General features: G+C 49.8%; 26 protein-coding genes. All 26 read right to left on the reverse strand.

What is annotated here, in order from left to right; all coding sequences use genetic code 11:
• Positions 1-50 precede the first annotated feature (50 nt).
• The 26 genes from scpB to NDK47_RS15575 all read right to left on the reverse strand — a co-directional run bounded on the left by scpB (position 51) and on the right by NDK47_RS15575 (position 23,780).
• Positions 51-635 (reverse strand): SMC-Scp complex subunit ScpB, encoded by a 585-nt coding sequence (gene scpB, locus NDK47_RS15450; RefSeq protein WP_251870651.1) that lies wholly within the window; start codon positions 633-635, stop codon positions 51-53.
• Positions 625-1,392: a segregation/condensation protein A gene (locus NDK47_RS15455; RefSeq protein ID WP_251870652.1), complete on the reverse strand. Its 768-nt coding sequence runs from the start codon at positions 1,390-1,392 to the stop codon at positions 625-627. The genes scpB and NDK47_RS15455 overlap by 11 nt, the downstream gene beginning before the upstream one ends.
• A 21-nt stretch (positions 1,393-1,413) precedes the next feature.
• Positions 1,414-2,088, reverse strand: a complete 675-nt coding sequence (locus tag NDK47_RS15460) for a site-2 protease family protein (protein ID WP_251870653.1) — start codon at positions 2,086-2,088, stop codon at positions 1,414-1,416.
• A 90-nt stretch (positions 2,089-2,178) separates the two neighbouring features.
• On the reverse strand, positions 2,179-2,502 hold the full coding sequence (locus NDK47_RS15465; RefSeq protein ID WP_251870654.1) for an AzlD domain-containing protein: 324 nt from the start codon (positions 2,500-2,502) through the stop codon (positions 2,179-2,181).
• Positions 2,499-3,224 (reverse strand): AzlC family ABC transporter permease, encoded by a 726-nt coding sequence (locus tag NDK47_RS15470; protein WP_251870655.1) that lies wholly within the window; start codon positions 3,222-3,224, stop codon positions 2,499-2,501. Before NDK47_RS15470 ends, NDK47_RS15465 begins: the two co-directional genes overlap by 4 nt.
• Positions 3,221-3,955, reverse strand: a complete 735-nt coding sequence (locus NDK47_RS15475; RefSeq protein WP_251870656.1) for an alanyl-tRNA editing protein — start codon at positions 3,953-3,955, stop codon at positions 3,221-3,223. The genes NDK47_RS15470 and NDK47_RS15475 overlap by 4 nt, the downstream gene beginning before the upstream one ends.
• A gap of 62 nt (positions 3,956-4,017) precedes the next feature.
• Positions 4,018-4,830, reverse strand: coding sequence for a TrmB family transcriptional regulator (locus NDK47_RS15480; protein ID WP_251870657.1), 813 nt, complete (start codon positions 4,828-4,830; stop codon positions 4,018-4,020).
• Between the two features lie 235 nt (positions 4,831-5,065).
• Entirely contained in the window at positions 5,066-5,500 is a 435-nt protein-coding gene (locus NDK47_RS15485) for a peptidylprolyl isomerase (RefSeq protein ID WP_251870658.1), read from the reverse strand.
• Positions 5,501-5,634: 134 nt separating this feature from the next.
• Positions 5,635-7,902 (reverse strand): GGDEF domain-containing protein, encoded by a 2,268-nt coding sequence (locus NDK47_RS15490; RefSeq protein WP_251870659.1) that lies wholly within the window; start codon positions 7,900-7,902, stop codon positions 5,635-5,637.
• Between the two features lie 125 nt (positions 7,903-8,027).
• Positions 8,028-9,350: a diaminopimelate decarboxylase gene (gene lysA / locus NDK47_RS15495; protein WP_251870660.1), complete on the reverse strand. Its 1,323-nt coding sequence runs from the start codon at positions 9,348-9,350 to the stop codon at positions 8,028-8,030.
• Between the two features lie 177 nt (positions 9,351-9,527).
• Positions 9,528-11,000, reverse strand: coding sequence for a spore germination protein (locus tag NDK47_RS15500; RefSeq protein WP_251870661.1), 1,473 nt, complete (start codon positions 10,998-11,000; stop codon positions 9,528-9,530).
• The gene (locus NDK47_RS15505) at positions 10,948-11,568 is read right to left on the reverse strand and encodes a stage V sporulation protein SpoVABEA (protein ID WP_251870662.1); all 621 of its coding nucleotides are present in this window, start codon (positions 11,566-11,568) and stop codon (positions 10,948-10,950) included. The genes NDK47_RS15500 and NDK47_RS15505 overlap by 53 nt, the downstream gene beginning before the upstream one ends.
• A 27-nt stretch (positions 11,569-11,595) precedes the next feature.
• Entirely contained in the window at positions 11,596-11,946 is a 351-nt protein-coding gene (gene spoVAE, locus NDK47_RS15510; RefSeq protein ID WP_251870663.1) for a stage V sporulation protein AE, read from the reverse strand.
• The gene (spoVAD, locus tag NDK47_RS15515) at positions 11,946-12,974 is read right to left on the reverse strand and encodes a stage V sporulation protein AD (RefSeq protein WP_251870664.1); all 1,029 of its coding nucleotides are present in this window, start codon (positions 12,972-12,974) and stop codon (positions 11,946-11,948) included. The genes spoVAE and spoVAD overlap by 1 nt, the downstream gene beginning before the upstream one ends.
• Positions 12,975-12,987: 13 nt before the next feature.
• The gene (spoVAC, locus tag NDK47_RS15520; protein ID WP_251870665.1) at positions 12,988-13,467 is read right to left on the reverse strand and encodes a stage V sporulation protein AC; all 480 of its coding nucleotides are present in this window, start codon (positions 13,465-13,467) and stop codon (positions 12,988-12,990) included.
• 99 nt (positions 13,468-13,566) lie between these two features.
• Positions 13,567-13,986, reverse strand: a complete 420-nt coding sequence (locus NDK47_RS15525) for a stage V sporulation protein AB (RefSeq protein ID WP_251870666.1) — start codon at positions 13,984-13,986, stop codon at positions 13,567-13,569.
• Positions 13,983-14,597 (reverse strand): stage V sporulation protein AA, encoded by a 615-nt coding sequence (locus NDK47_RS15530; protein ID WP_251870667.1) that lies wholly within the window; start codon positions 14,595-14,597, stop codon positions 13,983-13,985. Before NDK47_RS15530 ends, NDK47_RS15525 begins: the two co-directional genes overlap by 4 nt.
• An 88-nt stretch (positions 14,598-14,685) precedes the next feature.
• The gene (sigF, locus tag NDK47_RS15535; RefSeq protein ID WP_251870668.1) at positions 14,686-15,441 is read right to left on the reverse strand and encodes an RNA polymerase sporulation sigma factor SigF; all 756 of its coding nucleotides are present in this window, start codon (positions 15,439-15,441) and stop codon (positions 14,686-14,688) included.
• An 11-nt stretch (positions 15,442-15,452) separates the two neighbouring features.
• Positions 15,453-15,899 (reverse strand): anti-sigma F factor, encoded by a 447-nt coding sequence (gene spoIIAB / locus NDK47_RS15540; RefSeq protein WP_251870669.1) that lies wholly within the window; start codon positions 15,897-15,899, stop codon positions 15,453-15,455.
• 2 nt (positions 15,900-15,901) lie between these two features.
• Complete coding sequence (spoIIAA, locus tag NDK47_RS15545) at positions 15,902-16,252, reverse strand: anti-sigma F factor antagonist (protein ID WP_251870670.1); 351 nt, start codon at positions 16,250-16,252, stop codon at positions 15,902-15,904.
• 147 nt (positions 16,253-16,399) lie between these two features.
• Complete coding sequence (locus NDK47_RS15550) at positions 16,400-17,587, reverse strand: D-alanyl-D-alanine carboxypeptidase family protein (RefSeq protein ID WP_251870671.1); 1,188 nt, start codon at positions 17,585-17,587, stop codon at positions 16,400-16,402.
• Positions 17,588-17,709: 122 nt separating this feature from the next.
• A complete protein-coding gene (locus NDK47_RS15555) occupies positions 17,710-19,776 on the reverse strand; it encodes a methyl-accepting chemotaxis protein (RefSeq protein WP_251870672.1) in 2,067 nt (688 codons plus the stop codon).
• Between the two features lie 162 nt (positions 19,777-19,938).
• Positions 19,939-20,898, reverse strand: coding sequence for an ABC transporter ATP-binding protein (locus NDK47_RS15560; RefSeq protein ID WP_251870673.1), 960 nt, complete (start codon positions 20,896-20,898; stop codon positions 19,939-19,941).
• 15 nt (positions 20,899-20,913) lie between these two features.
• Positions 20,914-21,912, reverse strand: a complete 999-nt coding sequence (locus tag NDK47_RS15565) for an ABC transporter ATP-binding protein (RefSeq protein ID WP_251870674.1) — start codon at positions 21,910-21,912, stop codon at positions 20,914-20,916.
• Positions 21,913-21,926: 14 nt separating this feature from the next.
• The gene (locus tag NDK47_RS15570; protein WP_251870675.1) at positions 21,927-22,841 is read right to left on the reverse strand and encodes an ABC transporter permease; all 915 of its coding nucleotides are present in this window, start codon (positions 22,839-22,841) and stop codon (positions 21,927-21,929) included.
• Positions 22,842-22,847: 6 nt separating this feature from the next.
• Entirely contained in the window at positions 22,848-23,780 is a 933-nt protein-coding gene (locus NDK47_RS15575; protein WP_251870676.1) for an ABC transporter permease, read from the reverse strand.
• Between the last annotated feature and the right edge of the window lie 203 nt (positions 23,781-23,983).

Raw genomic sequence — 23,983 nt, forward strand, 5'->3', positions numbered from 1 at the left:
CAGTATATGGGGACGAGACATTCGTTAGTACCGAATCTGTCCAAGCATAGCTAGTCGTTTCCAGGTTCTTCCGTAGAGCCAAAGAGTGCCGCTGCCTCTGCTCTCGCTTCCTCGATGTTTACATGTACCGGTGGTTCTGGTAAATCGCTCAGTTCTCTCAGGCCAAAATGTTCGAGAAATTCTTTGGTCGTCGCATACAGGATCGGTCGGCCTACTCCTTCAGCTCTGCCCGCCTCTTTGATCAAGAGCTTGGAAAGCAGGGTGTTCAGGGCCTTCTCACATTTTACCCCGCGAATCTCTTCGATTTCCGAGCGCGTTATCGGCTGACGATAAGCGACGATCGCCAATGTTTCCAAAGCCGCTTGAGAAAGCGTGGATTGGCTCGGCGATGTCGCCAGCTTTTCAAAGAAAGGGACGTGCTCAGGCAGCGTTGTCAATTGGTACGCCTTGGCGACTTCAACGATTTGTATGCCTCTTCCCGCCCTGCGAAAATCAGCCTTCATATCTTCAATCAGGTCGACGACTTCTTCTTCCGGTATTTCGATGATCTCACTGATTTGTTTGGCGTCAATGCCCTCATCACCTGAAATAAAAAGCAAGCCCTCAATGACGCTTTTCAGCTTGTCATAGTCCATCCACATGGGCCTCCTTTTCAGATTGCTCACAGATCATGATGTCTTGAAAAAGCTTGTTTTGGACACACGTCACGTGCTTGGCCTTCATCAGTTCAAGCAAGGCGAGAAAGGTCGTAACAATTTCCGTACGGGTCGGATTTTCAGAGAATAGCTGAAAAAATCGGACCATTCCCCCGCCCACTTTTACTAATTGGCGGATTTCCTTCATTCGCTCCTTGATCGAAATCTCATCCCGCGATACCTTGGCGACAGGATCAGTTTGGGATACGCGTTTGACCAGCTTCTCCAGCGCATGCAGCAAATCGTACAAGGAAACGTCTTTGATCGTATTCTCCTCTTCCCGAACGTAAGGTGCAAGATTTTCTGCCGGACGGGTGAACACCTGGTTCCGCCCAATTTCCATCTCACGCAAGTTTTCCGCAAGCATCTTGTAGCGCTTGTACTCCAAAAGGCGCTGAACCAGCTCTTCACGCGGATCAACCTCTTCGAAGTCCATATCCATATGCGGTTGAAAAACATGCTCTTCCTTTCGGGGCAGCAGCAGCTTGCTTTTGATCGACAAAAGGGTAGCCGCCATCACGACAAACTCACTGGCTATATCAAGCTGCAGCTCCTGCATCGTGTCAATCGTAGCCAAATACTGTTCCGTGATCTCTGCGATGGGAATATCGTAGATGTCCACTTCCGCCTTATCGATGAGATGCAAAAGGAGGTCAAGCGGCCCTTCAAAAGAATCCAGTTTGATGCTGTACGACACGACTTTTCCCTCGTTTCTTGATTAGAACAACGATAAGATCGATTTGGCCACGCTGCTCACCCAGGTGATGACCATCGTGAGCGGCAGATTGAGAATCAATCCCCGCAATGCCGGCAGAAAAATCAGCAGAAGCAACAGCCAAGGGCCGTAAATTTCCCATTTATGGAAGAATCCATCAAATCTGCGCGGGAGTAAAAAGCGCAAAATCTTTGAACCATCCAACGGGTGTATTGGCAAAAGGTTAAAGACAAACAATGCCGAGTTGATAACGACGCAATAAAAAAGCGTTTCACTGATGGCAATAGCCGCCATCTCGTTCATCGTCAAAAGTATTTGAGTCTTCCCGACCCAGCCGTAGATCGTCATGAAGAACACCGCGAGGATCAGGTTTACCAGCGGGCCCGCCGCAGCGACGTAGACAATCCCCATCCGCTTGTTGCCGCGAAAATTGATCGGATTGAAAGGCACCGGCTTGGCCCATCCAAACGGTCCAAACAAGATCAAAATCAGTCCAAAGGGATCGATATGCGGGATCGGATTGACTGTCAGCCGTCCCTCCATTTTTGCTGTATCGTCACCAAGTTTCCACGCGACGTAAGCATGCGCCCACTCGTGCAAGGAAAAAGCGATGACAAAGGCGATCAAGCGAAACGGTACCGTCTCCCAGTCAAAGTGAAACAAGTTAGGAAAATCCATTCCGTCCTCCTCCGTAAAATGGCTATTTACTAGAATACCAGCAGAACGCCGGTGATACAAGCCCGGGCCTCACTACGGAGGAGAATCGGCTCAATCCGATCCAAGGATTTTCGCCAAAATCACGGCAAGGAGACTTAAACCAAAGCCCAGAAAGACATTTTTCCAGAGAAGCATGATAAGTACACAAAGCAAGCTCGCCCCGACAAACAGCGGGTCCGCGCTAAATGCCCCCTCTTTTACAAACAGGGAAGGAAAAATCAGCCCGGCAAAGATGCCGATCGGGATCATTTCAAGCCCGTTTTTCAGGCGCGAGTTAAAAAATGAATCAGGCACCCTCAAAAACGCCCGGCGCGAGATGTAGGTAACACCTCCCATCGCGACAATCAAGAAAATGAGGTACAGTTCACTTTTCATCCGGCAGGCTTCTCCCCTTCCACCATTTGGTTACTCCCGGCAGGCATCCTCCAGTATCCCGCTGCAAAAGCGAGGACGCCTGCTGCCAGCACATGCAAACCATTGACGGACCATGCGCTGAGAAGGCACGCGGCTGCACCGCACCCCAAAAACACAGCTACCCGGACTTTAGAGCTTAACATGCCGACTGACAAGGCGAGAAACATCGCCGTAAAACTGTACTCGAGTCCAAAACGGTGCGGGTCCGGCAACAGATGACCCGCTATGCTTCCCAGCCAAGTACCCAGCGCCCAAAACAAATGAAGGAAAAGACTGACCGACAAGATGTAAGCGGAATCGAAGCCGTACAAGCGAATCCGGTTATAGGTAATCGCATACTGTTCATCGGACATGAAGAAAGCAATCAGATTAGCGAACCTTCTGCTCTGTTTTGAGTAATACGGTGCAAGCGACAGACCCATGAGAAAATACCGCGAGTTGAGCAGCAACGTTACCAAGACCATCGCCCAAAAGCCGGCTCCTTCGGCCAGCATGGGCAAAACGGCAAATTGGGCTGACCCGGCGTGAACGAAAAAGGACATCAGCACATTTTCCGCAGTAGACAAGCCAGCTTGCAAACCCAGCATGCCAAAAATCCCACCAAACACCAAAAAGCTTACGCCGATCGGCACAGAGTCGACAATTCCCTGCTGCCAGGCTGGTCGACAAGCTTTTTCGCTCATCGGTTTTCACCCGCACTTGGAGGAATTGCCCGAACTTCGAGCCGTTTATTGTTCTTTCCCTTGCTCTTGATATCTGCGATCTCTAATGTGCCGATTTCCTTGGTGCGATTCACGTGTGTTCCCCCGCATGCCTGTTCGTCAACCTTGTCAATGGTCACAAGCCGTAACTCCGTGACAGATGGAGGCAGCAGACTGATCATCGTTTTGATCATGCCGGGAATCGCTTCTGCCTCCTCTCTGCTGACAGTCCGGTAAGTAATCGGGTGATCTTCTGCAATAATTTGATTGGCTTTCTCGACAATCTCACTGACATCCGCTCCTGTCAGGTCCTGCAATTGGTTAAAATCGATGCGGGCACGCTCCGAATAAATCTGATTGCCGGTACACAGCGCCCCGTATTTTTCATACACGACAGCCCCCAGGACATGCAGCAGGCTATGGTGCCGCATGAGACCGTATCGGCGCGACCAATCGATTTTTGCCAGTATGGAGCCTGTCCGCACATTTTCCGCTCCTTTTACATAATGAACGATGGTCTCCCCTTCTTTTTTCACCTGGTAGACCTCAAATGCTTGTCCGTCTTGAATCAGCATGCCAGTATCGCACTCCTGGCCCCCGCCCGTCGGATAAAAAATCGTTTGATCCAGCACGATCTTCTCTCCCATGATTTCACAAACGTTCACAGTCAATTCCCGGATGTAGCTGTCCTCCAAAAATAAACGCTTTGTCATTCTTATCCCCCTAAAGAAGTTAGTTTTATAACTACTAACGTGATGGCAAGAAAAAACGGTTCCTATTCGCTGAACCGCTTTCCTGTTACGACTTCGGACAAAATTCGATTACCGCGCCAGAGCTTTTCCAGTTTTTCCGGGCCAAATTCACGTGTCAGTTCCTCGATCATGATGTCATGCCGTATGTATTCCACAGCCACCTGTACAAGCGCCGGGTCGGCGGTTTTCACTGCCCAAGCCATGCCGCCTTCGGAAAAGTGGGCGATCACTACCTCTTCCCTGTCCCGCGCTGCTATACTCAGGCGTCCCCCCATGCGCTCTTCAACGACCTTTGGCGACATGTAATTATGATGAAAGGTGTTGCCCAAGCGCTTCTCCTCACTGCCAAACAGAATCGAGTAAACAGAAACACCTCTCCCCGCCAGGGCCTGCACGCAGGGCTGCAAAACCTCATGTTGCTGCTCCCATACAGAGAGCCAGCACTCCCGTTCGCTTCGCTCCATGACTCCCAGCATTTCGTTCAAGACAGGCCGCGATCCGCGAATATGCAAGATCACATCCATGTTTTCCGGCTGGCCCATAGAACCGAGCGCTTCTTCGAGAAAATCAAAGGTTTCCTCAATGTCCTTGCGCAATCGCCCCATCAGTTCCTTGGCCGGCACCGGTGCATACCTCACCGGGTCGGAAGGAACCGTGTGGACCGCCCCTTTATCCAGCAGTTTGCCGAGCACTTCGTAAATCATGGAGCGAGGAACGCCCGTGCGCTTGCTTAATTCATAGCCCGTCACCGGAGAGCCTTGCAGCAAGCCTACGTAGGCCTTGCATTCGTACAAGGAAAAATTCAGTTTTTGCAGCTCTTTGTATATGTCCTCCATAGTCACCTCTTTAGTCGTTTGTATGATAACTACTATTTATCATATCTCTCTATTCCCTGTCAACTTTTTACTTTTTACTTTTGCCTGTTGCTGCCCCGGCGGAAACTTAATCTCTACAGGCTGCATACAGAGCAGCCATATTTCTGCCCGTTTCCTCGCACATATTCCCGCCATGAAAATAAAAAAACCCGAGATGACGCTCTCGGGTTCGGTACACTGTGCTTTTAAAAGCTGTTTACTCCGAAATGGCAACTTCCTTCATTTTGTCGCCTTGCTTGATTTTGTCCACATTTTCCATGCCTTCTACGACCTGTCCAAAAACAGTGTGAACGCCGTCCAGATGCGGGAATGCATCGTAGCAAATAAAGAACTGGCTGCCGCCGGTATCTTTTCCTGCGTGCGCCATCGACAGGGCACCGCGAACGTGCTTGTGCGGGTTGTTAGCCGTTTCACATTTGATGGTATAGCCAGGACCGCCTGTTCCACTGCCGTACGGGCAGCCGCCTTGGGCTACAAATCCGGGGATGACGCGGTGAAAGGTCAATCCGTTGTAAAAGCCTTCGTTAATCAGTTTTTCAAAGTTGGCTACAGTACCCGGTGCTTCCTTGTCAAACAGTTCAATTTTGATCGAACCGCCATTTTCCAAATCGATGGTCGCGTATTTGCTCATTATGTAAGAACCCCTTTCAGACATGAAAAGTATGTACGAATTCGATTATACGCGAAACTGCCCAAAAAGGAAAACGGTTGCGAAACCATGAAGCCACCTTGCAACCAAAGAACGGGGCAAGGTGACTGTCTGTTTTACATGTCCGCCGCTAGGATTCGTTCATCCATTCTGTCGGAGACAAACACGGTTCCGGGCATGTTTTTTGCGACTTGCTTAAGAGAAGCGGCCTGTTCCGCTAGATCCTCCACACTGGCAAAGCGGCCCGGCGAAAGCAGCACGCCAGCCATCGACATGGACAGGTCGTTGCCGTCTTTGATGTTGCGCTTGTGATAGATATCGTAGAAATAGGAAGAAAAAACATGGATGATGTAGGTTGTCATGGTATCCGCAAAATGCGGGGTCGTGATGACAATAAAATCGTCGCCACCAATATGGCCCAAAAAGTCGGCAGTTCCTCCATAAAGCTGCACCGCTTCCTTTAAAAGTGCGGCCGTCCGTACGATGATTTGATCCCCTACCTCAAAACCATAGCGATCATTAAACCATTTAAACCGATCCAGGTCACAATAGATCACGACCTGCTGTTCCTCCCGCTTGAGGCGGGCGTGCAGTTCTCGTTCGATCTGAATATTTCCCGGCAGTCCGGTGAGTGGATTGGCCAGAGCTGCCATCTCCAGCTTGATGGAAGCCATCTTATCCAGCAAGCTTTGAACGGTGATAATGCCGATATATTCACCTTCGTCTCCGGTGATCAGCACGACATCATAGAGATGATAGGAATCACGAGCCATCGCCCGTTTCGCTACTTCGTCGATCTGGTCATCTTTTTTGGCCGTCAGCGGATTGGTATTCATGATCTGCGAGATCGGCCGCTCATAGTAGAGGGCAATCCCGTATTGTCCCCCCAATACCTGATAGAGCTGAAATCGCATGATCAGCCCGATCGGTTTTCCTGCCTCCAGAACCACGACGCTTTCGATGCGTTGATTTTGTTCAAAAATCTGGTGGACCTGGCGCACCTTGGCCTGCTTTTCCACGCAAATCGTCTTGGTCAACACGTCTGTGATCACAGGCGCAAAAACGCGGGGCTCCCGGTCCTTTTTCATTTTCTGCTCGCGAATACCACGAAGAAAATTCATCGCTTTTCCAGAAATATGGACCATTCCCTTTGCCGGCGGCCCGAGGTAGTACCCCTGTCCATAGGTTACCCCCAGTGCCATCAAGGTTTCCAACTCACGCTCTGTTTCGATGCCTTCGGCGATGATTTTACACTTCACTTTTTCAGCAAATTGCACAATCGTCTCCAGCAGAGCCTGTTTGATCGGATCGACATCAATGTTGCGGATCAGTGACATATCCATCTTGATAAAATCCGGGTAAATCTCAGTAATGGACTCCAGACTGGAATAACCGGCGCCTGCATCATCGACTGCCAACAGGTATCCCTTTTTCCGGTATTCCTCAATTATTTTTCGAAAGACGCTGTAATTGGTGATGGCATGCCGCTCGGTAATCTCTAGTACGATATTATGGGGATTCAGTTTTGTACTTTCGAGCAGCTTAAGTAAATCTCCGCGCAGCAAATACGGGTCGTCGATCGCTCTCGGGTCCAGGTTGATAAACAGTTTTTGCTGCGGCTTGAGATAGCGGAGGTGTTCCAGCGCCCGCTTCCTGCATATTTGTTCCAGACGAAATACCGTATCTGTTTCTTCTGCATAGGCAAATAACGAAGCGGGAGAATAGAACGGCGTTTTCTCCGGTCCTCTGGCAAGGGCTTCCCATCCCAGCGGCATTCCGTCACGCAAATCGACGATGGGCATAAACCGCATCTGAATCTCTTCTTGCTGCAACAGCCGGTGATACTGTGTGACAAAGGTATATTTTTCTGAGGTAATCCCGTATTTCGCCATATGAACCGCGTGCTTGACGGAAGTATACATCTCTTTTACGACATCTTGACCGTGAAAAATCGCATACCCGATATGAATGTGCAGATCCCCTCGGTTGACAAAGCTGATTTGGCGGTTAAGCTGCGCTTCCACCTGCTGTTGCACACTGATCGAAAGCAAACGGCACTCTTCCTCGTGAGAACCTTGCGGAAACGAGACGTAGATGGCAAAATCATCGCCCCACATTTTTTGTATCGCCAGTACCTGGCCTTTGATTTCCAGTACATCTCTGCATACACCCGGCAAAATCCGTTCGAAAATATGCAGCACTCTCTTCGCGATCAGATCTCCATATCGATTTTCGATATCTGTCATTTTCACGATATCTACGTAGAACAAGACCACCGTCTTTCCCACCCGAACCTCTTGCCCGATCAGGGACGTGATAGTACTGCGCCGATCCAATGAAAAGATGGAAAATCGTCGGAGCCTCTTCGTCAATTTCGACCACATAAGGGATCTTGCCTCCTTGCCACCCATTATGACAAGAGACTCTTAAGATCTTGTGAAGAGATGATGAACAATTGATAAAGGCATTGGAAAAGGCCTTCCCCAAGCTGGAGAAGGCCTTCTGTAGATTATTTGGTTACTTTGCTGCCCGCGGGAAGCAAGTCGTGGTTAACGATATCCGCGTACGTTTCACGTTTCACTACCAGCTCTGCATTGCCTTCGTGAACGAATACAACGGCTGGACGTGGAATCCGGTTGTAGTTGTTGGACATCGCATAACCGTACGCGCCAGTACTGGAAACCGCCAGAATGTCACCCGCCTTTGCTACAGGAAGAGCAATATCATGGATCAGCATGTCCCCACTTTCACAACATTTTCCTGCGATAGAGACCGTTTCAGCATTTTGCTCGTTCATCCGATTGGCAATCGCCGCTTCGTACTGTGCCTGATACAAGGCAGGTCGCAAATTATCCGTCATCCCACCATTGACCGCTACGTATTTACGCAGCTGCGGAATTTCCTTGTGAGAGCCAATCTGATAAAGGGTCGTTCCGGCATCGCCAACAATACTGCGGCCCGGCTCAATCCACAGCTCCGGCAAAGGAAGCTGTCGGGTGGTGAACTCCTCGCGAACTGCTTTCGTGATCGCTTCCACATAATACTCGGGAGGCATTGGGGTGTCCCCTTCGACATAACGGATTCCAAAACCGCCGCCAACATTCAACACCTGCGGTACAAATCCGCTTTTTTCCCTGGCCTCATCCAGCAATCCCGCCAAACGGCCAATCGCAATCAGAAAACCGTCTGCTTCAAAAATTTGCGAGCCGATATGGCTGTGAATCCCCAGCAGATGCAGCCAGTTGCTTTCATAAGCCTGTTGGATGGCTGCAAGTGCCTGCCCGCTCATGACGTCAAAGCCGAATTTGGAGTCTTGCTGGCCGGTTGAGATATATTCATGTGTATGGGCTTCCACACCAGGTGTCACCCGTAACAGCACGGCTACCTTTTCCATCCTTTGCTCTCCGATGTCTGCAAGGAGAGAAAGTTCATAGAAGTTATCGACGACAAAGCAGCCAATCTTCGCGTCAAGGGCCATCGTGATTTCTTCTACAGATTTGTTGTTTCCGTGAAAATGGATGCGTTCAGCCGGAAAGCCGGCTTGCAACGCCGTGTACAATTCTCCCCCTGAGACGACGTCCAGCGACAAGCCTTCTTCTTCTACCAGCTTGCACATCGCCATCGTACAGAAGGCTTTGCTTGCGTAAGCCACCTGAAAAGAAAAACCGGATGTCCGAAAAGCATTGACAAATGCCCGGCATTTGCTGCGGATCAGCGCTTCATCATAGACATACAAAGGCGTGCCGTACTCTGCGGCCAGTTGTGTTGTATCGCAGCCGCCGATTTCCAAATGTCCGTGTTCGTTGACTCGACTTGTTCCGTGTAAATACATCCCCAAATCCTCCCCAATACGCTGCAGAATATGTGATAGAGTTCAGCCCTGTCTATCTATACGAGAAAGGCAACTGTAATGAGAACAGTTGCCGCATCTACCAGATAAATTCTCAAGAATCAATTTACTACAAGGAGGGACGTTTGACAATGGGTGAAGCCGCTGTTGTCAGAATATTTATTGACGCGTCGAGTCGTGCGAACGAACGATACTGGGCCGATTGTTTTTCATAGGCACTGCCATCCGGATCAGGATATCCTTGAATCCCTTGAAATTGAAGGGAATAAACGGCCAAAGGTACGGGGTATCCAGCGAACGTGTAGACGCCAATGCAACCAGGACAACCAACAACCCGATCATTAGACCGGTCGTGGAGAAAAAGCCGACCATCAGGAGCAGGAAAAGACGCACCAGCCGATTGGCCAGACTCAGCTCGTAGCTGGGGGTTGCGTACATCCCGATCGCGGCTACCGCCAGGTACAAAATCACTTCGGGAGCAAAAAGCCCCACCTTGATTGCGACATCTCCGACCAGGATCGCCGCCAGCAAACCAATCGCAATGGACAGCGGCGAAGGCGTATGAATCGCGGCCATCCGCATCAGGTCCAAACCGATCTCGGCCACCAAAAACTGTGCCAGCAGTGGAATACTCCCCGTTTTCTTTATTCCAATAAAATGCAGCACATCAGGGACCATGGAAGGATTCATGGCAAGCAAGAGCCATATCGGCAGCAAAAACACAGACACAAAGATTCCCAAAAACCGCACCCAACGCAGATATGCGCCAACTACGGGAGTCTGTCTGTATTCCTCTGCGTGCTGGACGTGATGAAAGTATGTTGCGGGCGTGATCATGACACTGGGAGAGGTATCTACATAGATCAGAACATGACCTTCCAAAAGGTGGACGGCAGCGACATCAGGTCGTTCCGTATAGCGAACCAAGGGAAAAGGGTGAAGAGTCTTTCCGATAATAAATTCCTCGACCGTCTTCTCTGCCATGGGAATGCCATCGATATCGATATTTTGCAAACGTTCCTTTAAGGTTGCAATTAGTTCCTTGTTTGCGACGCCTTTCAAATAAGCGATCGCCACATCGGTTTTTGTCCGTTTGCCGATTTGCATGATCTCAAATCGCAAGCGTTCATCCCGTATACGTCTCCGGGTCAGGACGGTATTGATGACTAGTGTTTCCGTAAAGCCGTCATGCGCCCCCCGAACAATCCGCTCCGTGTCAGGTTCCTCTGGCGTGCGGGTCGGATAAATCTTGGCATCAATCAAAATTGCTTTTTCCGACCCCTCGATGACCAGACCGACCTGCCCTACCAGCAATTTGTCAATAAACTCATTGGCAGTCGCGATTTTGGCCAGTTGAAAATAAGGAATGTATTTATGGAACAGATGTTCGAAAACGTCAGCAGGCAGATCTCTTTCTCTCAGATCATTCAAATCTCGCAGGACTTGCGTGATGATGTTGTCGCTGGCAAATCCATTGATGTAGTACAGTAGTACACGCGTTCGTCCCACCGTAAACTCATGAAGTCCGATATCAAAGTTTTCTCCGATGCCGAGTGCATGGTTGAGGTACGTTTTATTTTCATCCAGGTTTTCGACAATCAGTCGCTTTTTCTCCACCTGTTGTGTTGTCATGGAACCCGCTCCTTTCCAGTATCCAATTTACTGCGGCCAAGGTGATCGGGCAGCCATTGCGCAAGCTGTCTCTTCCCTGCATTTTGCCGATGTCGCCAATCCCGATGATGTGTGGGACCTGAAGCTTGCCCAAAATATCGACGGTATCGCCATAGATGCGATTCTCCAGATCTGTTTCCGCAAAGCCATCCTTGTCCACTGCCTCTTCGACAATTCTGCCGCGATTATCTACAGAGACTTTCACCACGGCTCCGCTGACCCACTTTGTATTAGAAGCAACAGCAATGGCACCCAGCACCTCAATGTCGGGATGATGGACGACGTATTCCAATGCTTGCTCGCCTCTCCCGCGTCCGCGATCCCCGTTGTCATCAAACATCAACAGGACTGGATCTTGCGGAGTCATTTTGATCAGTTCCACCATCTGAGGCCCGCTGAGCGGAGTGGGATTGCCAGCAGAAAGCGAAATGGAGCGTCCTCCGATCTGTCTGGCTACGGTCTCAACCGCTCTTTGGGCGATATGATCACCATCTGTAATGAGAATCACGCGACGTCGTCTATTTGCCATACAGCCCTCACCATCCTTGAGGCGGGATCACCCCCTTGGTTTAAAAACCAAAGAGGCCAGAAAGCCAAAGGCGATCGCAGCGGAGATGCCCGCACTCGTTACTTCAAAAATGCCCGTGACGATTCCGATCAGGCCGTGTTGCTCTGCCTCCGAGATCGCTCCGTGATACAGAGAGTGGCCAAAGCTGGTAATGGGAACAGTGGCACCCGCACCGGCAAAATCAATAAATTTGTCGTAGAGACCCAGAAAATCGAGGACAACTCCGGTGACGACCAGCGTACTCATGACATGGGCCGGTGTTAGCTTGGCGACGTCCATCAAAAGCTGTCCCACTACACAAATCAGCCCGCCAACGGCAAAGGCAATCACATATTCCATCAAGCCACTCCTCCTTCCAATGCGACGGCGTGTGCGATGCAGGGAATCGAATGACCTTGCTGGTAACTGATTGGACTCAGCAAAGCCCCCGTAGCACAGACCAGTACTTTTTTCAGCAAGCCTTTGTTCAACTGGCTGACAATATGGCTGTAGGTAACCACGGCACTGCTGGCACAGCCGCTGCCGCCTGCAAACACCTCTTGATCAGGTGAGTAGACCATCAGCCCGCAATCATTGTAGACTCGATCCATATCATAACCATCCCGCTTCATCAGATCCTTCAAGATGGGAAATCCAACCGCGGCCAAATCACCCGTCACGATCAAATCGTAATCCTGGGGACTGCGGCCAGTGTCGATAAAATGCGCCTGCAGGGTGGAGGAGGCGGCAGGAGCCATCGCCGAGCCCATATCAAAAGGATCTTTGATTCCCATATCGATGACTTTCCCAATTGTGGCGTACGTGATTCTGGGGCCCTGCCCGCCAATCCCGACGACTGCTGCGCCGGCTCCCGTAACGGTCCACTGGGCTGACGGCGGTTTTTGCCCCCCGTATTCCGTCGGATATCGAAACTGTCTTTCAGCCGTCGCATTGTGGCTGCTGCAAGCTGCTACTGCCTTGTTGGCATATCCCGCGTTCACCAGCGAAGCTGCATTGGCCAAAGTCAGCATCGAGGTGGAGCAGGCTCCGTACATTCCCATCAAGGGAATCGCCAGCTTTTCGGCCGCAAAACTGGTGGTGATATTTTGGTTCAATAAATCGCCGGCAAATATCACATCGATATCAGTGCTTGTAAGCTTTGCTTTCTCCAGGGCGATGGATACCGCATCCTCGAGCAATCGCCTCTCAGCAGCCTCCCAGGAATCCTGACCGGCGTACATATCGTTATAGATTTGGTCGTACAGGCTGCCGAGCGGTCCTTCCCCTTCTTTTGGACCAACGGCAGTGGCGGTTGATAGAATCCGCACATCTTGTGGAAAGTGCCAAGTCTGTCTACCGATTCGGCACTCTGCTGAACGGTTTGTCATCGTCTCTTTCTCCTCACACAATCATCTTCCATATCGTCTTCAGCAAACCCGCGATAAAGGCAGCCACCACACCAAAGACGATCACGGAGCCGGCCAGCTTGAACATATTCCCTCCGACCCCCAATACTAGTCCCTCGCTGCGGTGTTCGATCGCAGAAGAGGCGATCGAGTTGGCGAACCCTGTTACCGGTACAGCCGAACCGGCACCGGCATACTGGCCGATATTGTCATAAATCCCGAGGCCGGTCAGCACAATCGCAATGAAAATTAACGTGGCAACAGTTGGATTGCCCGCCGTTTTTTCAGTGAAGCCAAAGAAATGAATGTACATGTTCTGCAGAATCTGACCCAGCAAGCAAATTGTTCCACCAACCCAAAAGGCTCGAAATGAATTGAGCAAGACATTCCGTTTTGGCTGGAATTTGGCTGCATGCTGTTGGTAGAGCTGCTTGGTCATCTGGTTCGATCCCTTTGATTTTGCTTTTGTTGCCATGGTGATACCCCCTTCGCATCCGTTCTGTCTGCACTCGTGATATCCATATCTTGTCTGCCTCTACCCTCTTCTATGAATGGGTCAATTTTCCATTTTCAGCTACAGCTTCAGGCACCATTGCACCAGCGACCCGATGATCTTTCCGAGCACCATCGCCATCAGAAGTGAAAGGAGTCGAGAATCCATATGCATCCGTTTTGCCAGAATCGGAAAGACATTCAGGGCTTCCGTCAAGCCAGCCGCCAGTGTACCGACAAAAACCCCCGCCAGAAGACCGTAAACGGAAGTGAAAACGAGGGGCAGTTTGGCAACCCAATGAAAAAAGTCAGCCATGGTAAAAAAGAGTGTTCCGCTGATTAAGGCCCACTCCAGTGCTCTGATATGCCGATGTGCATTGGTCAATTGTGCAAGCCGGGGAATAATGTCCAGAACCGTAATAAATGCAACGAACCCGCTGCCCACAGCGAGTCCTCCCCCCAGTCCGAGGATCATGAGTACCGCCATTTGCCACAAATTCATGGCTTGGACCGCTCATTCTCCTTGTTTTCATGCTGGATATAATACTGATCCAGGTTTTGCTGGTACAAGAACAACTCAACCTCCAGGGGACTGGGTTCCTCGTTGATCCGCTTTTGGAAAATATGGTTAAAAAACAGAATCATCCCTAGTCCGATGCCGATGGAATAAGGGATTTGAAGCCAGAGCGGCTGTTTATTTTCTTGTCCTGTGATCAAATAAAAGATGCGCTGATGTACCTGCCCCATACTGACATCGGTATGGAAGTTCATGATGGCGAGCCCCGCCCCGACAAACAGCAGAATCCACACCAGAACAACCAGCATGGTGTTTGCCTTTTTGCGCGAATTCAACACCTCGACGATGATGTGAGAGGCTCCCTGCACTTCCAAGGCAGCTTCAGGATATACACTGCGAATCTGTTTGATCACCTGCATGATATCCACGACGATCAGATTGCCGTCTGTTGGCTTTACCTGATAAACCGGCATTCGTGCCAACGCCTTCTCCCGATCACCGTCCCAAAAGAGCTGACAAATATCTCCCAAGGTGATGAGCGCCCCTGGCTTGACCTCCAGACGCTTGCGCAGCTTGAGAAACAGCGGTTCGTTCATCGGCCCCCTCCTCCTTTGTTCAATCTGCAGTGTACTCGCTAGTATGCGCCTTGCAGAAAAAGCCATTCACGCAAAAGACCAGAGAGAGCTAATGCTCAATCTGGTCTTTGATCGTTTGCAGGATTCTCTTTTCGAGTCGCGATACCTGTACCTGGGAAATGCCAAGTCGCTCTGCCACTTCTGATTGTGTCTGATCCTTGTAATAGCGCAAATAGACGATGAGCTGTTCTCTTTCGCTCAAGCGGCTGATCGCATCCTTCAAGGCAATTTTTTCAAACCACTTCCCCACACTCTCGTCTGCAATCTGGTCGATGAGTGTGATCGGATCGCCGTCATTTTCAAAGACAGTCTCATGAATCGACGAAGGGGCTCTGCTGGCCTCCTGGGCAAAGACGACTTCCTCCGGAGTGATTCCGACCGCTTCTGCCACTTCTGAAATCGTCGGAGCCCGTCCAAACTGTTTGTACAGCTCATCCTTCGTTCTTCTTACCCGATTCGCTGTTTCCTTCAGCGAACGGCTTACCTTGACAGTGCCATCGTCCCGCAGGAAGCGCTGGATCTCACCGATGATCATCGGGACGGCGTACGTGGAGAACTTCACATCATAATTCAGGTCAAACTTGTCCACAGCTTTCAATAGTCCGATGCAACCGATCTGAAACAGATCGTCGGCCTCGTAACCGCGGTTAATAAAACGCTGAACCACTGACCAGACCAACCGAATGTTGCTATTGACGAGCAACTCTCGGGCTTGTGTATCTCCACTCTGGCTCATTGCGATCAGTTCTTTCACTTGCTCATTGGTAAGAAACGGCTGACTGGCGTTTTTAATATCGGCACCCATAGGCACTGCTCCTAATTTTGTAATGCTTTGGCAAAAGAAAGGCGTTTTGTCAGTCGGACTTTCGTCCCTTTTCCGACACCCGTTGCCACTTCAAGTGAGTCCATGAAGTTTTCCATGATCGTAAAGCCCATCCCTGAGCGTTCCAGCTCCGGCTTGCTGGTGAACAGCGGCTGCATCGCCTGATCGACATCCTCGATTCCTTTTCCCTCGTCCTCCACTACCAGTTCCACGATGTTTTCTTCAATCTTGACCGTGATGTGTACGATCCCTTCCGGATTTTCATCGTAACCGTGAATAATCGAATTCGTTACGGCTTCGGAAACAACCGTTTTAATCTCTTCCAGCTCATCAACCGAGACATCCAGTTGAGAGATGAAGGAAGCGACAGCCACCCGGGCAAACGCCTCATTTTGACTAAGCGCAGCAAACGAAACACTCATAAAATTGCGCTGTGCCATCTCTACGCCACCCCCAAAATGTGAAGTGCTTCTGCTTCGTTTTCACGAAACTTGATCACTTTAAACAAGCCAGACATCTCGAAGATCCGGTAGATCGTCGGGTTAATGGAACAGACGACCATTTCTCCGGAGCGTGCTGAAATCTGCTTGTAGCGCCCGAGGATCACTCCGATTCCGGAGCTGTCCATAAAAGCCAGATCGGCCAGGCTGAGCACAATATGACGGATGGATGATTGGCGCAGCAAATCATCTACTTTTCCCCTCAATTCCTCTGCAGTGTGATGGTCAAGCTCACCCTGCAGGCGGACAACCAAAACATCCTGTTTGGTTTCCATACTGATGCGTAAACTCATGGCTGAAACACTCCTTCATCCCGTAGTCTTCTCTCTCTTCTTCTCTCTTCAATCCATTTCCTGCCAGTCGACAAAAGAACAAAAAAATCGAGCGGCCACATGATACAATTCGAGGCAACCCGATTCTTTTCGCGTTCTAGCTGTGTGTCAATACTGGATAAATACGTTTCTCGTTGTCCGCTTGAGAATCTCCCACATGCCTGCCCTGTCAATCGTTTGCTCGGGGTAAAGATTGACCCGGTTTACTTCCTTGCCATCCTTTGTCCGAATAAAGATATGTCCGACGACCTGCTCTTTATTAAGTGGGGCATCCACCCTCGACTGCAAAACCACTTCCCGTTCAAATTGTTCCGCTGACTCTCCGCGCTTCATCAGCAGGCTGACAGAGTGAGGGGTCACCGCTTTGACAGAAGGCAGTTTTCCCTTGTCTACCGTCAGTTCTTGGACGATCTCCCCTTTCTTGTAGAGCGGAGCCACCTGGTAATGGGCAAATGCGTAGTTAAAGAGCGTCGATACTTCCGCATTTCTCGTTTTCGTATCGGGCTCACCCATCACAACGGCAATCACCCTCATGTTGTTTCGTTTGGCGGTTGCGGTCAAACAATACTTGGCCTCACTTGTATACCCTGTCTTTAATCCGTCTACCCCTTCGTAAAAGCGGACAAGGCGATTGGTGTTGACCAGCCAGAAGGGATTGGAGCTTTCTTTCCGCAAATAATCCTGGTAGATACCCGTATATTTGGTGATTTGTTCATGCTTTAAAAGTTCGCGGGACATAATGGCAATATCCATGGCGGAAGCGACATGTCCCGGAGCAGGCAAGCCGTTTGAGTTGACAAAATGAGTATGTTTCATCCCAAGCTCCTTGGCCCGTTCGTTCATCTTGGCCACAAACGCTTCTTCTGTCCCTGCAAGATGTTCTGCCATGGCGACGGACGCATCATTACCCGAGGCGATCGCGATTCCTTTGATCATCTCCTCTACCGTCATTTCTTCACCGGGCTGGAGAAAAATCTGGGAGCCGCCCATGGATGCAGCCCGTTCGCTCGTGCGGACTTTATCTGTTAAATTGATTTCTCCGCGGTCCAGGGCTTCCATGATGAGCAACATCGTCATCACTTTGGTAATACTGGCAGGAGGCAGCTTCTCGTTCGCATTTTTTTCAAATAAGACAGTCCCCGTATCCGCTTCCATCAGTATCGCGGAGGTTGCTCGCGGTGCAAAGTTCATCTGCCCTTCTTTGGCAGGCGTTTTCTCCTTTGCCGCTACCGATAACGGAGAAAAGAACGCAACGCATAAGATGAAGCATAAGCTCAGATACAGACTTCTTTTCATAGCAAACTCTTCCCTCCATTCATGTTCCTATTCTCACCATTCGCTCAGGAAAATATTCACAATCATTTCTTCACGCAAAAAGACTCCCCTCTGTACATCAAAAGGGAGTCTTCCAATTTGGATTAAATCACAAATTTCCTGACATTCTCAGCTAATTCATCGGCCAACAGCTTCAATTCTTCTACATTTTCACTGATCCGTGCGATAGAATGCAACTGTTCATCTACCGTCGAAACGACGCCGCCCAGGGACTGGTTAATCTCATCAGAGACGAGAGAGAGACGCTGCATGGAACTGGTGACCACTTGATTGCCGGCGGCCATTTCTTCCGAAGCAGCCGACATCGCTTCGCTCTGCTCGGCGGCGGACTGAATATCGGAGACAATATGATGAAAAGCCGTGCCTACCGTTTCCACAGACTGAAGACCAGAGGTGACCATCGTCACGATCTCATCCATGTGTTTGCTCATGTCCATCGCTTCATCATTGATTGAATGAGCTATAGCGGCGATGCGCTCAGAGAAGGTGCTGCTTTCTTCGGCCAGCTTTCTGACTTCGCTGGCGACGACGGAAAAGCCTCTGCCTGCATCCCCCGCTCGCGCTGCTTCAATCGCGGCATTCAACGCAAGCAGATTGGTTTGCGACGCAATGCTGCTGATCATCTCCACAATGCTGGTAATCTGTCTGGCACGGTCTCGCAAACCATGCATCTGTTCGGCTGTACGCCCCACTTCCCCGCTTGCCTGGCGTACGGTTGAAATGACGTTCTCAACCAGTTTCATACCATCTTGCGCGCGTTCAAAGGTACGAGAAGTCGCACGTGTGGTCGATTCGGCAGCAATGGCAACCTGCTCGACACCCTGGGAGATTTCTGAAACGGTCGTAGCCGCAGAAAGAACCTCTTTCGTTTGTTGGGACACTCGCTCAGAAATCATTGAGATATTTTCCGTAATGGCATGGATCGATCCGGTGTTTTGTTGGGCCGATACATTCAATTCCTCTGCCGCCGAATTCAATCGGTTGGCCTGGCTTTGTACCAGAGACACAAGCTTTCTCAGTTCGCCAGCCATGTCGTTCATCTTCTGGCCCACCAAGGCAAGCTCGTCATTTCCTCTCACTTGCACTTGTACATCAAAGCGCCCGGAACCGATTTTTTCCATATCCTGCGCAATAGCCAGAAGGGAGCGGCGAATCTTTTTAGCAAACCACCATATCGAAAGAGCTGCCAGAACAAGTATCGGTAGACTGATGAGCGCAAAAGAGATGCCCATGCCATTTAAGGCCCCGTAAACTTCAGACGAGGCTGTCGTCAGCACGAGGCTCCATCCCAAAGCGGAAATCGGGGCCAAGGCTGCAAACGAATTTACGCCATCTGCTTTGTACTGGAGACTGTTGCTCTCTTGGCTTTGTACCATTTCCAGCAAATCTGCGTAGTCCGGATTCCCCGCCAGGGAGAGCTTATTGTTGTTGGCCGGATCTTTATGGGCAGTAACCAAGCCATCCTTCCTGACCACGAACGCATACCCATTTTGCATGAACGGAATTTCTTCCGCCTTTTTAATAATGGGATCAAGCTGGAATCCTACTACAAGCAGACGAGAGGTGTCCTGATTCTTTTCTCCGATCGGCGAAGCCAGATAGAGAAAGCTCTTCTCTGTTCCAAGCTCCACTTCTTCATCGGAGAAAACCGGTCCCGCTGTTGCTAGTGCTTGTTGCATGTACTGCTTTTGCTTAAAATCGATTTCATTTTTTCCGGTCAAAGAAAAAACAGACTTGCCAGTTGTCGAATCGACGAGATAGATCTTGGATACCTCTTTGTGAGCTTGACGCAAGAGCCGGAACTGTTCCATGATCAACGGTTCGAGATCAGTCGTCATGACTCGTTTGGAAGCTGTCTCCAATGATGATTTCTTCAGGTTATCAATCCAGTCCTCCATACTGTCAGCATATTGTTCAGCCAACATTCTGGCCTGGTTGGAGGTGATCGTAATCAATGTGTTCTTTGAAAAGGAAAGAGCTATGTATTGCAAAGCGCCAATAATGACAATAACGAGAATAATACCAAAGGTAATCATTTTTTTAGCCATCGAGCCTTGAAGACTTCTCGGAACGAAATCTACGGTGCCAGACAGCTTATTCGAAAGCGTTTTCTCTTTTTGGCGAAGTTGAGGCAATCGGATTTTCTTCATGGGAACTACCCCCTTCTCTCTTTTTCGGTCCGATATAAGCCAGATAAATAAAAGCCTCCACAAACTACAGGGATCAGAAACCCATCCATTCGCGGAGGCCAACATATTTCGATGAGGGAAAGACAGGATTCCCCACGTACAGGAAATCCTGTCCTTTTATTCTTAGTTGTACAAATGGCAAGCAGCGAAGTGGCCAGGCTCTATTTCTTTCCAAACAGGCTCAGCGGCCGCACACTCCGGCATAGCTTTCGGGCAACGCGTGCGGAAGTGGCATCCACTTGGTGGATTCATCGGGCTTGGAACATCCCCTTGCAAAACAATACGCTCACGCTTGCGCTCTACTTCTGGGTCCGGAATCGGAATCGCAGACAGAAGCGCTTGTGTATACGGATGAAGCGGTTTTTCGTAGAGTTTATCGCTGTCTGCGAGCTCAACCATTTTTCCAAGATACATGACAGCCACACGGTCAGAGATGTATTTCACCATCGACAAATCGTGGGCAATGAACATATAGGTCAGACCCATTTTCTCCTGCAACTGCTCCAGCAGGTTTACCACTTGCGCTTGTACCGATACGTCAAGTGCAGAGATCGGCTCGTCGCAAACGATGAATTTAGGCTCTACAGCCAGCGCACGGGCAATCCCGATCCGCTGACGTTGGCCGCCAGAGAATTCGTGAGGGAAACGGTTCATATGCTCTGGGTTCAGGCTGACCAGGGACAGAAGCTCCTGAATGCGCTCCTTGCGCTTTTGGCCAGTCGCCAGATTATGGATATCAAGAGCTTCTCCGATAATATCCCCGACCGTCATCCGTGGATTGAGCGATGCGTACGGGTCTTGGAAAATCATCTGCATATTTCGGCGCATCGCCTTCATTTCCTGTGTGTTCAGGTTCATAATGCTTTTGCCTTCAAACAGGACGTCTCCTCCTGTCGCATCATAGAGACGGAGCAGCGTACGGCCGGCCGTAGACTTTCCGCACCCTGATTCACCTACGACCCCAAGGGTTTCCCCGCGCTTGATCTCGAAGGAGATATCATTAACCGCTTTTAACGTATTATCGCCAACTTTGAAGAATTTTTTTAGATTACGGACTTCTAACAATGTTTCACGATTATCCACTTGTTTCCCTCCTCCTTACGATCCTGCACGATTCTGAGCCAGGGGATGTTGGAGCCAGCAAGCTGCACGTTGAGACTGGCTAACATCATTCAACTCGGGATCGAACTCTTGGCACACACGCATCGCCGATTCACAACGTGCAGTGAACCCGCAGCCAACTGGTGGACGAAGCAAATCCGGCGGCGTACCAAAGATCGGAGTCAGCGGTTCATCACGGTTCAAGTCAAGACGCGGTACAGAGCGCAGCAAGCCTTTTGTGTACGGATGCTGCGGATTGTAAAAGATATCGTCAACGGTACCTGTTTCGATTACTTTTCCGGCGTACATAACGATGACGCGATCGCACATCTCGGCAACAACACCCAGATCGTGCGTAATCAGAATAATCGAAGTACCTGTCTTTTTCTGAAGGTCCTTCATTAGATCCAGAATTTGCGCCTGAATCGTCACGTCCAATGCAGTCGTTGGCTCGTCAGCGATCAAAAGCTGCGGAGAGCATGCCAAGGCGATCGCGATCATCGCGCGTTGACGCATCCCTCCAGAGAATTCGTGCGGATATTGATCCACACGTTTCTCCGGTTGGGGAATCCCTACCAGCGTGAGCAAATCAATTGCCCGTTTGCGCGCATCGCCGCGAGACAATTTTTGGTGTTTGATCAATCCCTCCATGATCTGGTTTCCGATCGTGAGGGTAGGGTTGAGAGAAGTCATCGGGTCTTGGAAGATCATTCCAATATCTTTTCCACGAATGGCTTCCATTTCCTTGCTGGATTTATGAACAAGATTTTCTCCATTGAAGAGAATCTCACCTTTTTTAATTTCACCTGGCGGCATCGGAATCAGTTTCATCAATGTTTGAGCGGTTACAGATTTCCCGCAGCCAGACTCCCCTACGATGGCAACTGCTTCACCGCGATTGACGTGAAAATTTACACCGCGTACCGCTTTGACTTCTCCCGCATAGGTGTGGAAGGAGACGTGCAGGTCTTTTACATCAAGAATGCGTTCATTCATCTCTGTAATCCCTCCTATTTCCGCAAGCGTGGGTCTACTGCGTCACGCAGACCGTCACCGAGCAAGTTAAAAGCCAACATCGTAACGGAGATAAACAACGCCGGGAACATCAAGCGCCATGGATAGTACTTCATCGCAGACAAGCCTTCATTGGACATCGTCCCCCACGATGCAACCGGAGCAGATACCCCCAAACCGATAAAGGAAAGGAAGGACTCCGCAAAGATTGCAGACGGCACTGTCAAGCTCAGCGTAACGATAATCGGGCCCAGAGTGTTCGGAATCAGGTGTTTGAAAATCAGACGTCTGCTATCGGCACCCAGAGAGCGAGCTGCCAGTACAAATTCCTGTGACTTTAGTTGCAGAATCTGCCCGCGTACGATCCTCGCCATCCCGATCCATCCGGTTATCGTTAAGGCGATAATAATCGTCCCGACACCAGGCTCTAGCACAACCATGAGCAAAATGACGACTAGCAAATAGGGAATCGCATACAAAATATCGGCAACGCGCATCATGAACTCATCTATTTTACCACCGTAGAAGCCGGCGAGGCCTCCCCAAATCACACCAATAATCAGGTCGATAAAGGCTGCGGCAAAACCAACTTCCAACGAAATACGCGCACCATACCAAACGCGGACGAATACATCGCGTCCCAGGTCATCCGTACCAAACCAATGTTCAGCAGAAGGTTTCTTGTTCTTTCCAGCAAGATCTGTCGTAAAATAATCATTGGAGCTAAGCATCGGTATGAAAATCGCACAAGCGACTAAAACCAGGATAAACACCAGGGAGAACATGGCCACCTTATTCATTTTCAGGCGGCGCCATACATCCGCCCAAAAGGAAAGGCTTGGGCGCTTGATGCTCTCTGCCTGTCTCAGGTCTACAGCAATCGGCTCAAAATGCTCTTTTGTCAGTTGCATGTCATCTTACTCCTTTCCTGTATCACTTAACTTGATCCGCGGGTCAACCAGCGTGTAGGCAATATCCACAAGAAGGATGCTCACAACCAGAATAATCGAGTAGAAAACCGTGGTCCCCATAATTACGGTGTAGTCGCGGTTACCAATAGAGAGAACGAACTCGCGTCCCAGACCAGGGATACCGAAGATTCTTTCGATTACGAAAGCACCGGTCAGAATATTGGCCAGAAGTGGTCCCAAATAAGTAATAACAGGCAGCAGAGCGTTACGGATTGCATGTTTTACGGTAATGGTAAATGTATTTAAACCTTTGGCTTTAGCTGTTTTGATGTAGTCTTGACCCAAAACCTCCAGCATGTTGGAGCGCGTCAGACGTGCGATAAATGCGATCGGCATCGCAGCCAAGGCCAAGGAAGGCAGTACGGTGTATTGAAATCCTTCCCACTTCGCAATGGGAAATAATCCCCACTTGATCGCAAAGAAATATTGTAAAAATGATGCCAAAATAAAACCGGGGACGGATAGTCCTATGACTGCGACTAACATCGCTGTGTAGTCTTGCCATTTATTATGCTTGAGTGCCGCGATGACCCCCAGAATGATGCCGCCGAAGACCGCAATCAACAGGGCTTGCGCTCCCAAATGGGCGGATACAGGGAACCCGCGATTGATCATGTCATTAACAGTAGAGGATTTTTCTGCGAACGAAGGTCCCAGATCCCACGTAATGACACCTTTCAAATAATCGAGATACTGCTCATGCAACGGAAGATTCAATTTGTATTTGGCTTCCAAAGCAGCTCGAATTTCATCGGGCACATTTTTTTCAGAAGTAAATGGACCGCCGGGCACCGCTTTCATAATGAAGAAGGTGGCCGTTACGATCAAGAAAAGCGAGATAATCATAAAAACGATACGCTTACCTAGATAACGGATCAACTAACTTACCCCCTTGCAGTTTTTTTTGCTTTCACGTCCCATCTTTACACTGCTCCCTGCAGATCAGTGCAAAAATCGACTGTGTAAATTCCCCATGTTCGAATCTCTTGCGGCTTTGTCTTGCTCTCTCTCTTTTTCTAGTGTGCTGGCTTTTCGCCATTTCATTGTTATATCGGAACGGTCGGCATAAGATAAGGTATATG

This window comes from Brevibacillus ruminantium, assembly GCF_023746555.1.
Lineage (GTDB): Bacteria > Bacillota > Bacilli > Brevibacillales > Brevibacillaceae > Brevibacillus > Brevibacillus ruminantium.

Coding starts and splice junctions, on each gene's coding strand:
- NDK47_RS15500 (WP_251870661.1), bottom strand. CDS start 11,000: ATGACAACACAACAGGTGGAGAAAAAGCGACTGATTGTCGAAAACCTG.
- NDK47_RS15525 (WP_251870666.1), bottom strand. CDS start 13,986: ATGAATTTGTGGCAAATGGCGGTACTCATGATCCTCGGACTGGGGGGA.
- spoVAD (WP_251870664.1), bottom strand. CDS start 12,974: ATGACAAACCGTTCAGCAGAGTGCCGAATCGGTAGACAGACTTGGCAC.
- sigF (WP_251870668.1), bottom strand. CDS start 15,441: ATGGGTGCCGATATTAAAAACGCCAGTCAGCCGTTTCTTACCAATGAG.
- NDK47_RS15480 (WP_251870657.1), bottom strand. CDS start 4,830: ATGGAGGACATATACAAAGAGCTGCAAAAACTGAATTTTTCCTTGTAC.
- spoIIAB (WP_251870669.1), bottom strand. CDS start 15,899: ATGGCACAGCGCAATTTTATGAGTGTTTCGTTTGCTGCGCTTAGTCAA.
- NDK47_RS15470 (WP_251870655.1), bottom strand. CDS start 3,224: ATGAGCGAAAAAGCTTGTCGACCAGCCTGGCAGCAGGGAATTGTCGAC.
- NDK47_RS15550 (WP_251870671.1), bottom strand. CDS start 17,587: ATGAAAAGAAGTCTGTATCTGAGCTTATGCTTCATCTTATGCGTTGCG.
- NDK47_RS15555 (WP_251870672.1), bottom strand. CDS start 19,776: ATGAAGAAAATCCGATTGCCTCAACTTCGCCAAAAAGAGAAAACGCTT.
- spoIIAA (WP_251870670.1), bottom strand. CDS start 16,252: ATGAGTTTACGCATCAGTATGGAAACCAAACAGGATGTTTTGGTTGTC.
- NDK47_RS15565 (WP_251870674.1), bottom strand. CDS start 21,912: ATGAATGAACGCATTCTTGATGTAAAAGACCTGCACGTCTCCTTCCAC.
- NDK47_RS15570 (WP_251870675.1), bottom strand. CDS start 22,841: ATGCAACTGACAAAAGAGCATTTTGAGCCGATTGCTGTAGACCTGAGA.
- NDK47_RS15505 (WP_251870662.1), bottom strand. CDS start 11,568: ATGGCAAATAGACGACGTCGCGTGATTCTCATTACAGATGGTGATCAT.
- NDK47_RS15465 (WP_251870654.1), bottom strand. CDS start 2,502: ATGAAAAGTGAACTGTACCTCATTTTCTTGATTGTCGCGATGGGAGGT.
- NDK47_RS15460 (WP_251870653.1), bottom strand. CDS start 2,088: ATGGATTTTCCTAACTTGTTTCACTTTGACTGGGAGACGGTACCGTTT.
- NDK47_RS15490 (WP_251870659.1), bottom strand. CDS start 7,902: ATGTGGTCGAAATTGACGAAGAGGCTCCGACGATTTTCCATCTTTTCA.
- spoVAE (WP_251870663.1), bottom strand. CDS start 11,946: ATGGAATATGTGATTGCCTTTGCCGTTGGCGGGCTGATTTGTGTAGTG.
- scpB (WP_251870651.1), bottom strand. CDS start 635: ATGGACTATGACAAGCTGAAAAGCGTCATTGAGGGCTTGCTTTTTATT.
- NDK47_RS15475 (WP_251870656.1), bottom strand. CDS start 3,955: ATGACAAAGCGTTTATTTTTGGAGGACAGCTACATCCGGGAATTGACT.
- lysA (WP_251870660.1), bottom strand. CDS start 9,350: ATGTATTTACACGGAACAAGTCGAGTCAACGAACACGGACATTTGGAA.
- spoVAC (WP_251870665.1), bottom strand. CDS start 13,467: ATGGCAACAAAAGCAAAATCAAAGGGATCGAACCAGATGACCAAGCAG.
- NDK47_RS15485 (WP_251870658.1), bottom strand. CDS start 5,500: ATGAGCAAATACGCGACCATCGATTTGGAAAATGGCGGTTCGATCAAA.
- NDK47_RS15530 (WP_251870667.1), bottom strand. CDS start 14,597: ATGAACGAACCGCTGTTTCTCAAGCTGCGCAAGCGTCTGGAGGTCAAG.